Origin of the sequence: Mesorhizobium sp. B1-1-5, assembly GCF_006443065.1 — a bacterium.
Lineage (GTDB): Bacteria > Pseudomonadota > Alphaproteobacteria > Rhizobiales > Rhizobiaceae > Mesorhizobium.
The window spans coordinates 59,684-71,784 of sequence record NZ_VFWS01000004.1; the positions used below are offsets into that span (position 1 = coordinate 59,684).

General features: G+C 63.7%; 12 protein-coding genes. 5 read left to right on the forward strand and 7 right to left on the reverse strand.

Annotated elements, in window-relative coordinates; translation table 11 throughout:
- Window positions 1-88: 88 nt before the first annotated feature.
- Both FJ980_RS02830 and FJ980_RS02835 read left to right on the forward strand, forming a co-directional pair.
- Window positions 89-766: a PspA/IM30 family protein gene (locus tag FJ980_RS02830; RefSeq protein ID WP_140541433.1), complete on the forward strand. Its 678-nt coding sequence runs from the start codon at window positions 89-91 to the stop codon at window positions 764-766.
- 43 nt (window positions 767-809) lie between these two features.
- Entirely contained in the window at window positions 810-1,070 is a 261-nt protein-coding gene (locus FJ980_RS02835; protein WP_095766630.1) for a YiaA/YiaB family inner membrane protein, read from the forward strand.
- A gap of 79 nt (window positions 1,071-1,149) precedes the next feature.
- Here FJ980_RS02835 and FJ980_RS02840 read toward each other — a convergent pair whose 3' ends face one another.
- From FJ980_RS02840 to FJ980_RS02865, 6 genes are all read right to left on the reverse strand, one after another.
- Window positions 1,150-1,806 carry a PadR family transcriptional regulator gene (locus tag FJ980_RS02840; RefSeq protein ID WP_140541434.1) on the reverse strand — a complete coding sequence of 219 codons (657 nt, stop codon included), beginning with the start codon at window positions 1,804-1,806 and terminating at the stop codon, window positions 1,150-1,152.
- Window positions 1,807-1,943: 137 nt separating this feature from the next.
- Window positions 1,944-2,324: a DCC1-like thiol-disulfide oxidoreductase family protein gene (locus FJ980_RS02845; protein WP_181181083.1), complete on the reverse strand. Its 381-nt coding sequence runs from the start codon at window positions 2,322-2,324 to the stop codon at window positions 1,944-1,946.
- A 61-nt stretch (window positions 2,325-2,385) separates the two neighbouring features.
- A complete protein-coding gene (locus tag FJ980_RS02850) occupies window positions 2,386-2,679 on the reverse strand; it encodes a GYD domain-containing protein (RefSeq protein WP_095766734.1) in 294 nt (97 codons plus the stop codon).
- 208 nt (window positions 2,680-2,887) lie between these two features.
- On the reverse strand, window positions 2,888-4,915 hold the full coding sequence (rpoD, locus tag FJ980_RS02855; protein ID WP_140541435.1) for an RNA polymerase sigma factor RpoD: 2,028 nt from the start codon (window positions 4,913-4,915) through the stop codon (window positions 2,888-2,890).
- 426 nt (window positions 4,916-5,341) lie between these two features.
- Window positions 5,342-7,282, reverse strand: coding sequence for a DNA primase (gene dnaG / locus FJ980_RS02860; protein WP_140541436.1), 1,941 nt, complete (start codon window positions 7,280-7,282; stop codon window positions 5,342-5,344).
- A 135-nt stretch (window positions 7,283-7,417) separates the two neighbouring features.
- Window positions 7,418-7,780: an RcnB family protein gene (locus FJ980_RS02865; RefSeq protein ID WP_140541437.1), complete on the reverse strand. Its 363-nt coding sequence runs from the start codon at window positions 7,778-7,780 to the stop codon at window positions 7,418-7,420.
- Window positions 7,781-8,132: 352 nt separating this feature from the next.
- Here FJ980_RS02865 and FJ980_RS02870 point away from each other — a divergent pair, with 352 nt between their 5' ends.
- From FJ980_RS02870 to FJ980_RS02880, 3 genes are all read left to right on the forward strand, one after another.
- Window positions 8,133-9,797, forward strand: a complete 1,665-nt coding sequence (locus FJ980_RS02870) for a Na/Pi cotransporter family protein (protein ID WP_140541438.1) — start codon at window positions 8,133-8,135, stop codon at window positions 9,795-9,797.
- Window positions 9,798-9,892: 95 nt separating this feature from the next.
- The gene (locus FJ980_RS02875) at window positions 9,893-10,102 is read left to right on the forward strand and encodes a DUF2061 domain-containing protein (RefSeq protein ID WP_140541439.1); all 210 of its coding nucleotides are present in this window, start codon (window positions 9,893-9,895) and stop codon (window positions 10,100-10,102) included.
- 126 nt (window positions 10,103-10,228) lie between these two features.
- Entirely contained in the window at window positions 10,229-11,410 is a 1,182-nt protein-coding gene (locus FJ980_RS02880) for an MFS transporter (RefSeq protein WP_140541440.1), read from the forward strand.
- A 105-nt stretch (window positions 11,411-11,515) separates the two neighbouring features.
- On the opposite strand, the gene FJ980_RS02885 is transcribed toward FJ980_RS02880, so the two are convergent.
- Window positions 11,516-12,073: a GNAT family N-acetyltransferase gene (locus tag FJ980_RS02885; RefSeq protein WP_140541441.1), complete on the reverse strand. Its 558-nt coding sequence runs from the start codon at window positions 12,071-12,073 to the stop codon at window positions 11,516-11,518.
- Between the last annotated feature and the right edge of the window lie 28 nt (window positions 12,074-12,101).

The window sequence follows — 12,101 nt, forward strand, 5'->3', positions numbered from 1 at the left end:
CAGCGTTCAAAATAGCTCTTGAACAATGTTCATTTCCTGTTATGTTGAGCTTGTGAACAACGTTCACGAAAACAGGGAGAAGAAGACCATGCTTAGCCTGATCAAGACATTGCTGGACGGCGCCAGCGCACGGGCCGAGGACAATCTGAAGGATCGTTTTGCGATCGACCTTCTGGCCCAGCGCATCCGCGACGCGGAGGCGGGCCTTGCCGCCGCCAAGCAGACGCTCGCCTCGCTGATCGTGCGCCAGCGCGCCGAGCAGACCAGCCTCGACCAGCTCGACCGCCGCATCGCCGATCTGGAAACCCGCACGCTCAGCGCGCTTTCCGCCAACAATCAGGCGCTTGCCGAAGGCGGCGCCTCCGCAATCGCCGAACTCGAGAACGAGCGCGAGGTCCGCCGCGCCACAGTCAAGAGCCTGAGCGAGAAGACCTTGCGGATGCGTCTGTCCGTGGAACAGGCGCATCGCCGCATCATCGATCTCAACCAAGGCATGATCTCAGCCCGGGCGATCGATGCCGAACGCAAGGCGCAGTCGCGCCTCAACCGCTCGATCGGCCGCACCGCAAGCATCAACGAAGCGGAGGAATTGCTGGCCCGCATCAAGGACAGCTCCGACCCGTTCGAGGAGGCCGGCATCCTCGACGAGATCGACGGCGAGCTGCGCCACGAGGCGATCCGCGAACGCCTCGCCGAAGCAGGCCATGGGCCGGCCACCAAGGTGCGCGCCCAGGATGTTCTGGCGCGCCTCAAAACCCTGAACTGAGCCCGCAATTTCCCGTGACAGATCAAATCCAAGGAACACGACGATGAATGGCAATCAGACTTATATCCTGTTCAACACCATATCGGTGGGCGCTGCCTATTTCATGCTCGGCCTGTCGCTGTGGCTGGCGCCGGTCGACCTCTCGACCAAAGGCTACTGGGCGATGGGCGTGCTGCTGCTCACCGGCAGCCTGGTGAACCTGGTCAAATACCGCACCGACGAGCGGATTGCGGCCGAGACCACTGCCAAGATCGAGAAGGCGCGCAACGAGAAGCTGATCAGCGAATACGTCGGCAAGGAATAATCCCCTGCCCTTGCCGATCGCTGACTGAATGCAAAAGCCCGGAGCGATCCGGGCTTTTGGGCTTCCCTACGAGAATGTCTTAGCGGCGAGCCAAGGCTTCGATCGCCTCGGCGGCGTCTTCCAGGATGCTGATCGCCTCGGCCTGCTTGTCCTCCGGCGCGTCGGCGATGTCGCCGAGCGCGGCGCGCAGCCGGTGTCGCAGCGAGCGGAACCGGTCACGCGTTTCCGAACGGCCGCGGCGCCCCTCGTCCTTGTCGTCGCCCCAGCCGAACCATTCGCGCGCCGCGGCCATCTTGCGGCCGAAACGCTCGAGATGGTCTAGCACGCTGTCGATCATCTCGCGGTTCTCGTCCAGATGCGCCTTGCCGGCCTCGGTGATCGAAAACACCTTCTTGTTGCCTTCGCTCGAGGATACCGCGTAGCCCGCCTCCTCCAGGAAGGTCAGCGTCGGATAAACCACGCCCGGGCTCGGGCTGTAGATGCCGCTGGTGCGCTCTTCCAGAGCCTTTATGACGTCGTAGCCGTGGCGCGGCGCATCGGCCAGCAGCGACAGCGTGATCAGCTTGAGATCGCCATCGGCCAGCATGCGCCCGGCGCGGAACATGTCGCCCGGGCCGCCGCGTCCACCGCCCCTGCCGCCATGGCCGAACGGGCCGAAGCCGCCGCCCCCTCTGCCACCAAATTTGCCGGCCATATGCATGAACATGCGCTCGCCGAAGTGGTTGTGTCTGTGCATGGATTGCTCCTTGAGTTATATCTTACGATACATCGTAAGTAAGACGCGGCGCTTGTTGAGTCAAGATATATCTTAAGATGTATCTTACGCCGTTCCAAGATCGCGCATACGTCCTCATACGGCTGGGCCAGACCGCTTTACCAACGGCCCTTGCGTCGGTTCCAGGCGTAGAGCACGTCCGCGAAACGGTCATAGGCAAAGCGCGTCAACGGCAGCGCGATGGCGTTGCCGAACAAGCTCGCCAGCCATCCCTCGCCCGGCGTGATCCGCCAGACCGCGATCGCCACGTCGGCGCCGACCAGCAGCCGCCCGCCGGCATCGGTCGCATGCAGGCGCCGGCGGATATTCTCCAGCGAGGCGCCGAAGGCGGAAAGCGCCTCGGGTTCGAAATTGATGTCGCGGAATTCGATGCGGCCGACCTTGACCGCCTCGACCAGCCGCCGCTTCTGCCGGTTGATGCCGGCGTCGCACACTGGACAGCGTGTGTTGTACCAGACGGTCAGCAACGGCTCGGGCATGGCGCGACTATCGGGAATGCGGCGCGGCTTCGCAACAGCCGCGCTGCGCCCGTCAGCCGCTTTACCCGAGCGAACTGATGATCTCCCGATAGGCGAATTCCGGAAACGCCTTCATCGTCCGCGTTTTGACATTACCGCCCGACGACAACATCAGCGCGAAGCGGGCGAGCACTGCATCGTCCGGCGCTTCGACGATGGCGACCATGTCGCATTCGCCCATGGTCAGGTAGAATGCCTTGAACGAACCGCCCATCTCCCCCAGCAGCTTCTTGGCGGCATCGAGCCGTTTCGGCGATTCCCGCACATTCTTGGCGCCGAGCTCAGTCCAGTTGATAAGCACGATATAGGTTGTCATGGCACACCTCCCACCGGGAGCCACGGAGCGCGACACCTGGCCGCTGCGACCGGCGCCGGGGCGGGCATCCGGCTTGTCGCCCATAAATGCATCCGACGCCCGATTATCCTCCTGTCGGGCAAACCCGGCAAGGCGGCATGAGAGGTAGCCGTAAAAGCAAAAAGGGCGCCCGAGGCGCCCTTTCGATTTCGTGTGATTGTATTCCCGCTCAGCTGTCGAGGAAGCTTCTGAGCTTGCGCGACCTGCTCGGATGCTTGAGCTTGCGCAGCGCCTTGGCCTCGATCTGGCGGATGCGCTCGCGCGTTACCGAGAACTGCTGGCCGACTTCCTCCAGCGTATGATCGGTGTTCATGCCGATGCCGAAACGCATTCTGAGCACGCGCTCCTCGCGCGGCGTCAGCGAGGCAAGCACGCGTGTCGTCGTCTCGCGCAGGTTGGCCTGGATCGCCGCGTCGATCGGCAGGATCGCCATCTTGTCCTCGATGAAATCGCCGAGATGCGAATCCTCCTCGTCGCCGACAGGCGTTTCGAGCGAGATCGGCTCCTTGGCGATCTTCAGCACCTTGCGCACTTTTTCCAGCGGCATGGCGAGCTTTTCCGCCAGTTCCTCCGGCGTCGGCTCGCGGCCGATCTCGTGCAGCATCTGGCGCGAGGTGCGCACGATCTTGTTGATCGTCTCGATCATGTGCACCGGAATGCGGATGGTGCGCGCCTGGTCGGCGATCGAGCGGGTGATGGCCTGCCGGATCCACCAGGTGGCGTAGGTCGAGAACTTGTAGCCGCGACGGTACTCGAACTTGTCGACCGCCTTCATCAGGCCGATATTGCCTTCCTGAATGAGATCCAGGAACTGCAGGCCGCGGTTGGTGTATTTCTTGGCGATGGAGATGACCAGGCGAAGATTCGCCTCGACCATTTCCTTCTTGGCGATCGCGGCCTCGCGCTCGCCCTTCTGCACCTGGTTGACGATCTTGCGGAATTCCAGGATCGAGATCGCCGTTTCGGTGGCGAGGTTCTGGATCTCGGCGCGCAGCTCCTTGATCGAATCCTTCTCGTTCTTGGTGAACTCCTTCCAGCCGCGCGAGGTCAGGTTGGCGATCGAGCGCGTCCAGTTCGGATCGAGTTCCGAGCCCTGATACTCCCGCAGGAACTCCTCGCGGCGCACGCCATAGCTTTCGGCGAGGCGCAAAAGCTTACCCTCGTTCTGCACCAGGCGCTTGTTGATGTCGTAGAGCTGCTCGACCAGCGCCTCGATGCGCGCGGCGTTGAGTGACAGCGACTTCACTGCCTTGATCAGCTGGTCCTTCAGCTCCTTCAGGCGGCGGTCCTGGCTGGGCGACAGCGTGCCGGCCGCGGCCAGGCGGTTCTCGACCTGCTGGTCCTGCAACTTGCGCAGCTTCTTGTAGGTATCGGCGATGACGTCGAGCGTCTCCATCACCTGCGGGCGCAGTTCCGCTTCCATCGCGGCCAGCGACAGGCTCGCCTCGTCCTCGTCGTCTTCCTCTTCCTCCAGCCCGCGCGTGTCGCCGCCGACATTGGTGATGTCGTCTTCTTCCTCGCGTGCCGCCGAGCGGCCGCGCGGCTTCTCCTCGGGCTTGGGCGCTTCCTCGATGCGTTCGACGACGGGCGCCTGCTTGGCTTCGGGGCCGGCATAGGTCGCCTCGAGGTCGATGATCTCGCGCAGCAGGATCTTCGATTCGTTGAGCTCGTCGCGCCAGATGATGATGGCCTGGAAGGTCAGCGGGCTTTCGCACAGCCCCGCGATCATCGTCTCGCGGCCGGCCTCGATGCGCTTGGCGATCGCGATTTCGCCCTCGCGCGACAGCAGCTCGACCGAGCCCATCTCGCGCAGGTACATGCGCACCGGGTCGTCGGTGCGATCGGTCGGCTCTTTCTTGGTGGTCGTGGCGGCGACGGCGGTGCCGGTCTGCTCGGCGAGCTCGTTGGCGTCTTCCTCGGCGTCGGCGGCCGGCTCGGCTTCGGTCTCCTCGCCCACCTCGTCGTCCTCGACGACGTTGATGCCCATGTCACTGAGCATCGCATTGATATCTTCGATGCGGTCCGGATCCGTCTCTTCCGAGGGCAGCACCGCGTTGAGCTCGTCGAGCGTGACATAGCCGCGTTTCTTCGCGGCCTTGATCATCTTCTTGACAGCATCGTCGGAAAGGTCGAGCAGGGGGCCATCGGTGGCGCCTTCGCGTTCGGTCTCGACCTCTTCCTTTTCCTTTGTCGCCATTCTTTGTCGTCTCCAAGCGGCCGAATATCGAGGCCGCGTAAACTGCCGTACCGGTTATGCTGGACGCGCTCGCGCCGGAACGCTTTTCACCGGCCCAGCAACCGTGTCATCTCTTTTGTTTTGTGCATGTCTCTGTCCCAAACCGATTTCCACTTTTGGGCGACATGCATTAAGTCCAGATTAACCCTGATATCTGGAGCGGGCACTTTGCCTGTCCAGTCGCCACCGGTGCCTCACATCGCTCGAATTCCCGTCGATGCCGTGCCACGGTTAACGTTTCGAATCGTCCTGATTCCGCCAATCTGCCAGAAGGTCAAGCGCCTCTGGCATGATTCGCATGAAAAAAGCGAATCAATTACCCGACTTAGAGGCGTCGATTCGACGCGCCGCGCATTTCCACTTCACTTCCAATGGGTGGTGTTCGGCCTAAACGCGGCCAACCCTGCCCGACGAGACGCCGAATCCTTCGATCAGCGCTTCCGTTGCCTGCACATCGTTGAATTGCGCTTGAATCTCGACGAGATGCCGGAAGTTTTCGTCCGAAGGGTCTGCATCGAGCGCCGCCTGCGCCTGTTTCAGCTCTCTATGTAATGTGCGGGCGCTGCGCTGCAAGTGGAGCGCCTGGTTGAAGGCGTCGCGGGCATCGTCAAGCGCCGCCGTTTCCAGCGCCGGCCATTGCCGCGCGCGCTTGATCAACTCGACAGCCCGCTCCCAGATGCCGCCGCAGCCGGCGCGCTCGATGGTCGCGATGACCGCGCCGCGCTCGTCGGCCGCTTCATGCGCCATGGCGTCGAGAATGGCCGCGTGGAGCTTGCGCAAATCCAAATTGGCGAGGTCGAGGAATTCGACATGCGCGAAATTCTCGTCAATCAGCGCCGGGTGGTTGACCAGCGCCACGATAATCGTCGCCTCGCGCACCGACATCCCCTCGCCGGCCCGCTTGACCAGCGCCGAGCGACCCAGGCTCTCGGTGATCGCGGCGCGCCCGCCGGCCGCCCCACCTTTCGCGAACTGCCCGCCGGGCACGGGCGTCTTGCCCTGCCCCGGCTTCCAATCCTGACGGCCTTGCCGAACATTCCGCTGGGCTCCGAAGAAGCTCCGCACCCGTTCGCGCATCACCTGTTGATATTCGTAGCGAACACTCTCGTCCCGGATACGGCTGGCGAGTTCACTCAGCCTTTTTCCCAACTCGGCGCGTCGCTCTGGTGTCTCGAAGACGCCGCCGGCGGTCTCCCGCATCCACAGAAGGTCGACAAGCGGTCGCGCCTCCGCCAGCACCACGCGGAACGCGTCCGGTCCCTCGGCCTTGACCAGGTCGTCGGGGTCCTTGCCTTCCGGCAGCAGCGCAAAACGTGCCGAGCGCCCGGCCTGCACGGAGGGGAGCGCCAAATCCGCGGCACGCCATGCCGCCTTCAGCCCGGCCTGGTCGCCGTCGAAGCACAGCACCGGCTCGGGCGCCATGCGCCACAGAAGCTCGAGCTGGTTTTCGGTCAGCGCCGTGCCGAGCGGCGCCACGGCGTTCTCGAAGCCGGCCTGCGCCAGCGCGATCACGTCCATATAGCCTTCGACGGCGATCACCGTGCCGCCTTTGGCCAACGCCTTGCGGGCGCGCGCGAAATTGTAGAGCACGTTGCCCTTGTGGAAGAGCTCCGTCTCCGGCGAATTCATGTATTTGGCGAGCGCGTCGGGCGCCAGCGCGCGCCCGCCGAAGGCGATGATCTTGCCGCGCGAATCCGGGATTGGAAACATGATGCGGTCGCGGAACCAGTCGTAGGAGACCGGGATGTCGTCGCCGTGCCGCACCAGGCCGCAGGCCTCGATATCGGCCTTCGGCACGCCCTTGCCGGCAAGATGCTCCTTGAGCGCGTTGCGGCTGTCGGGCGCATAGCCCAGACGGAACGATTGCTGCGTCGCCGGTGTCAGCCCGCGGTCGCGCAGATACGCGCGGGCTTTGGCGCCGTCGGCGCTCTGCAGCCGCTCCTGGAAGAAGGCGGTCGCCATTTCCATGACGTCGGTCAGGCTGGCGCGATCCTTCTCGCGCCGCTCTTCCTGTTCGTCGCGCACCGGCATCGGCACGCCGGCCATCTCGGCGATCTTCTCGACGGCTTCGGGGAAGCTTAATCCGTCTAGCTCGGTGAGGAACTTGAAATGGTCGCCCGAAACCGAGCAGCCGAAGCAGTGATAGCGGCCCTTCTTGTCCTCGCAATGGAAGGACGGGCTCTTCTCGCCGTGGAAGGGACAGCAGGCCCAGTAGTCGCCGCGCGACGCGTTGGTCTTCTTCCTGTCCCATGCGACGCGCGTGCCGATGACCTGCGAAATCGGCACGCGGTCGCGTATCTCGTCGAGGAAGGCGGGCGGAAAGCGCATCGGGGAACTCGTTTGCCCTCCATATAATCAAGCCGCCCGGGCACGGCGACCCCATCCGGCCCGTCGTACCCGCTTTTCACAGACGAAAAGAAGGCGGCCGGGCGGCCGCCTACCGGATTTGCGGATTGTCGCGGATTACTGAGCGGCGATCGCGCCGAAGACGATGCCGGAGAGGATGCTGACCAGCAAATAGTCGTTGCCGACGCGGATCCACTCCTGGCCGGGACCAGGGCGGCGCAGGCCGTAGCGGTTCCAGTCGCGGAGCGGCTGGTGACGCTTCCAGTTGGAATATCTTTGGCCGCTGCGCCAATGGCTGCGCCTTACCACCTTCTTCTTGACGATGACGCGCTTGTCGATATGCCTGCCGGGCTTCTGCCAGTCGACCTGCATGTAGCTCGACTGCGGCGTGCTCGGCTGGGCGAGCGGCGCGGCCTGGCCGGAGAAGGCCGTAGCGGCCAGCATCGAGGCGGTGACGGCGCAAAGTATGAGACGCTTCATGGTCGGTATTCCTTGTTGTCGATACGCAGAGGAATAGCCGCCAATGAATGAACCGAAACTGAACGCCAGAATTACAATTCTGTAATGTTTTCCGAGGCTTGCACCAGCCGCTTCAACAACGCGTCGGATCACGCGGCCGAGCGTTGGGCGATATGAGGCGAAGCGCTGCCGGCAGGCGCATGCAACCAATGCTTCCTACATTCATTTCCGACATGCGCCGCCGAGCCGAGACGATCATCGCATCAGAAAAATCTATTATTCGGCTAATTTTATCTGGTATATTTCGACCCGTTGAAATGACTAAGATTCGTACCCCTCTCCGCACCCCTGATGCCACCTCGCGAGTTTGGCTGTGAGCGGCTCCGTCGTCCTCCTGCACCTTGCCGGCGCGGTGGCGCTGATGCTGTTCGCCACCCGCATGGTGAAGACGGGCGTCGAGCGCGCCTATGGCGACGTGCTGCGCCACCGGCTGCGCGCCACCATGCGCAATCCGGTCATGGCGGTGCTGGCCGGCTGCGGGCTGGCGATCGCGCTGCAGAGCTCGACCGCGGTGACGCTGCTGGTCGGCTCCTTCGCCGGCGCCGGCATCGTTTCGGGCGCCGCCGGGCAATTGGCAGTGCGCGGCGCCGAGATCGGTTCGGCGCTGGTGGCCAAGCTGCTCACCTTCGATCTGACGCTTTTGGTGCCGCTCTGCCTGATCGCGGGCACGGTCATGTTCATGGCCACCGAGCGGCGTGATTGGCGGCAGATGGGCCGTATCCTGATCGGCGTCGGCCTGCTGATCCTGTCGCTGGAGATGATCGGTCAGGCGTCGGAACCGCTGCGCAACAGCCAGTTGATGCCGCTGATCGTCAATTATTTCTCCGGCGACTATGTCACCGCTTACCTGCTCGCCGCGCTGGTTACCTGGCTGTTCCATTCCTCGATCGCCGCCGTGCTGCTCCTGGTGACGCTGGCCGGGCGCGGCTTTATCCCTCCCGAGCTCGGCATCGTGCTGGTGCTCGGCGTCAATCTCGGCTCCTCGATCATCGCGCCCCTGCTTACCCGCAACGCCGATCCGGGCGTCCGCGTCGTACCGATCGGGAACCTTTTGATGCGCGGCGTGGGCTCGCTGGTCATGCTGATCCTGTTCATGACGCTGAAGCTGCCTATCGGTTTCCTCGGCGCCACTGTTCCGGACCAGATCGTCAACGCCCACATCCTGTTCAATGTGATCATCCTGCTCGCCGGACTGCCGCTGGCGGGCCTCGTCTATCGCGTCTCGGAGAAGATCGTTGCGCTCGGAGCCGTGCCGGAGCCGGCCGCCACGCTGGATGTCGTCGAACTGTCGGCGCTCAATGAAAGCGCGTTGGACACGCCGAGCCAGGCGCTGGCCAATGCGACGCGCGAGGTGGTGCGGGTCTGCGAGACGGTCGAGATCATGTTGAAGCGCATCATCGAGCTTTACGAGAGCGCCGACACGGACAAGATCAAGGCGCTGGCCGCGCTCGACGACCGCGTCGACAGGAAGCACGCGGCGATAAAACTCTATCTCGCCAAGATCACCAGGAACCCGCTGACCGAGGATGAGGCGTTGCGGTGCCAGGAGCTGATCGGCGCCTGCGTCAAGCTGGAGCAGGTCGGCGACATCATCGTGCGCAACATGCTGGTGCATGTCAGGAAGAAGCTGGAGCGCGGCCTGGAATTCACGCCTGAAGGCTGGCAGGAGCTCTGCGCCTTCCATTCCTCGGTGCTCGCCAATGCGCGGCTTGCCTTCAACGTGCTGGTCTCGCGCGATCCGGAAACCGCGCGCCAGCTGGTGCTGGAAAAGGATCTCTTGCGCGAACGCGAGAAGGAAACCAGCGCCAGCCATTTTGAGCGCCTGCGCGAAGGCACCGCCAAGAGCGTCGAGACGAGCTCGATCCACCTCGACACCATCCGCGACCTGAAGCAGATCAACTCGCTGCTCGCCTCGATCGCCTATCCGGTGCTCGAGGAGCGCGGCCTGCTCGGCGGTTCGCGGCTGAAGGCCAGCTGAGGCGATCGGGACCTTCCGAAAAAATAAGTCTTTGCTCATCCTCGCTTCCGTCGGCTAAGGAACGCCTGTGGACCTGTTGGGAGGACGATCCGTCGATGGACACGCATTCGCGCAGCTTCGCCAAGGCGCTTTCCTGGCGCGTCACCGGCACGATCGACACAATGATCATCTCCCTGGTGGTCACCGGCAGCATCAAGCTCGCCGCCACGATCGGGCTCACCGAAGTGGTCACCAAGTCGCTGCTTTACTACCTGCACGAACGGGCCTGGCTGAAGATCCCTTACGGGCGCAAAAAGGCAGCGTAGTCGCGGCGACAGGCCGACTTTGATGCGTCCCGTCAAGAAAAGCTAAAGCGCCATCGCCAATTTCTGCATTGCCGCGCCCGCACAGGCATGGTTTGAGACGTGCATTCCTCGCCTATATTTTGAACCATGCTGCCGCTGATTGCCCTTTTCCTTGCCGCCTTCGCCTTCGGCACCACCGAATTCGTCATCGCCGGCGTGCTGCCGGAGGTGGCGCAGGGCCTCGGCGTTTCGGTGCCCACCGCCGGCTATCTCGTCTCCGGCTATGCCTGCGGCATTGCGATCGGCGGCCCGTTGCTGGCTTTGGCCACCGGCAAGGTCTCGCGCAAGACGCTGCTGATTGGGCTCACGATCGCTTTCACCCTTGGCCAGGCGGCTTGCGCGCTGGCGCCCGATTTCGCCTCGATGCTTCTGCTGCGGGTCGCGACTGCCGTGGCGCATGGCTGCTATTTCGGTGTCGCCATGGTGGTTGCGGTCAGCTTGGTGCGCGAGGACCAGCGCGGCCGGGCGGTAGCGGTCATTCTCTCGGGGCTGACGGTTTCCAATATCATCGGCGTGCCGGCCGGCACCGCGATCGGCAGCCTGTGGGGTTGGCGCGCGACCTTCTGGGTAATGGGCGCGCTGGGCCTCGTCGCGATCGTCGCCATGCTGGCGCTGCTGCCGCGCACGGCGGGCGCCGCCAACCGGCCAGCCGGGTTGGCGCGCGAAGTTCGCGTGCTCGGCCGCCAGCAGGTCTGGACCTCGCTGATCCTGATGCTGATGCTGATGATCGGCCAGTTTGCGCTGTTCACCTACATCACGCCGATGCTGCTCGAGGTCACGGGCCTCGACGAGGGCCTGATCCCCTTTGTGCTTTTGCTCAATGGCGTCGGGGCCACGATCGGCGTCTTGGTCGGCGGCAAGCTCGCCGACTGGAAGCTGATGCCGTCGCTGGTCGTCATGCTTGCCCTGCAGGCGGTGACGCTTGGCGTCATCTACCTCGTCAGCCCCTATCCGGTGCCGATGGTCGCGGCAATCGTCGTCTGGGGCGGTCTCAACTTCGCCATCGGCGCGCCGATCCAGACGCGCATCCTCGCCTGGACGGCCGATGCCTCCAACCTCGCCTCCTCGCTGATCCCGTCCGGCTTCAATGTCGGCATCGCGCTGGCTGCCTCGCTGGGCGCGGCGATGCTCAATGCCGGCCTGGGCTATCGCAGCCTGCCGCTGGCCGGCGTGCTCGCCATGCTGGTGGCGGTCGTGGTGGCTTTTGCCTCGCAGACCTGGGAATGGCGCAGCCGCGCGACGCCGCCGCTGCCGGCGGCCGCGGAATAATTTAATGCATGTCGCTCAGAAGTATGCAGCGGTTCTGGGACAACGACATGCATCAAAACAAAGATTTAAAGCGCGTCGCCTGAATCTGTTTCAGCGCGATGCGCTTTAAAGATCGATTCGGAACCTCAGGCTCTCTGCGCCGCCATAGGCTGCAATTTTGGCAAACCGCCCGACCAGCCTGCCGCCATTGGCAAGCACCACCTTGTGCGATGCAGGATTATCGAGATCACTGGTGATCTCGACATGATCGAGCTCGACCGCCCTCGCCTCGTCCAGCATCAGCCGCAGCGCTTCGGTGGCATAGCCGCGGTTGCGCTTCCACGGCACCACCGCATAGCCGATATGGCCAAGCACATGCGAGGGCAGCTCCGAGGTGCCCTTCTGCCAGCGAAAGCCGATCGAGCCGGCGGCCTCGCCGTCCCAGATCCAGCGCCGGAATCCAGGCAGCCGCGCGACCTCGGTGCCGTCGGGCAACGCGATGGGCGGCCCCTTCGCTTCGGGGTCGTCAAGGCCGGCGAGAAATTCGACGGGATCTTTCTCGATCGCCTCGAGCTGCTCGCGCGTCGCTTCGAGGAGCCGCACATTGTCGGGCGACCATCCGCGCTCGAGCGCCGCCTTGTAGGACGGCAAATGTTCGAGCGCGGGTTTGACGATTTCGATCATTCTTGGCTTCCCTGTCGAGACCGGCATA

Excerpts from the sequence above, each read along its gene's own strand:
- FJ980_RS02865 (WP_140541437.1), bottom strand. The coding sequence starts at position 7,780 with ATGAAGCGTCTCATACTTTGCGCCGTCACCGCCTCGATGCTGGCCGCT.
- FJ980_RS02840 (WP_140541434.1), bottom strand. The coding sequence starts at position 1,806 with ATGCACAGACACAACCACTTCGGCGAGCGCATGTTCATGCATATGGCC.
- FJ980_RS02875 (WP_140541439.1), top strand. The coding sequence starts at position 9,893 with ATGGACACGCATTCGCGCAGCTTCGCCAAGGCGCTTTCCTGGCGCGTC.
- dnaG (WP_140541436.1), bottom strand. The coding sequence starts at position 7,282 with ATGCGCTTTCCGCCCGCCTTCCTCGACGAGATACGCGACCGCGTGCCG.
- FJ980_RS02845 (WP_181181083.1), bottom strand. The coding sequence starts at position 2,324 with ATGCCCGAGCCGTTGCTGACCGTCTGGTACAACACACGCTGTCCAGTG.
- FJ980_RS02850 (WP_095766734.1), bottom strand. The coding sequence starts at position 2,679 with ATGACAACCTATATCGTGCTTATCAACTGGACTGAGCTCGGCGCCAAG.
- rpoD (WP_140541435.1), bottom strand. The coding sequence starts at position 4,915 with ATGGCGACAAAGGAAAAGGAAGAGGTCGAGACCGAACGCGAAGGCGCC.
- FJ980_RS02835 (WP_095766630.1), top strand. The coding sequence starts at position 810 with ATGAATGGCAATCAGACTTATATCCTGTTCAACACCATATCGGTGGGC.
- FJ980_RS02885 (WP_140541441.1), bottom strand. The coding sequence starts at position 12,073 with ATGATCGAAATCGTCAAACCCGCGCTCGAACATTTGCCGTCCTACAAG.
- FJ980_RS02880 (WP_140541440.1), top strand. The coding sequence starts at position 10,229 with ATGCTGCCGCTGATTGCCCTTTTCCTTGCCGCCTTCGCCTTCGGCACC.
- FJ980_RS02830 (WP_140541433.1), top strand. The coding sequence starts at position 89 with ATGCTTAGCCTGATCAAGACATTGCTGGACGGCGCCAGCGCACGGGCC.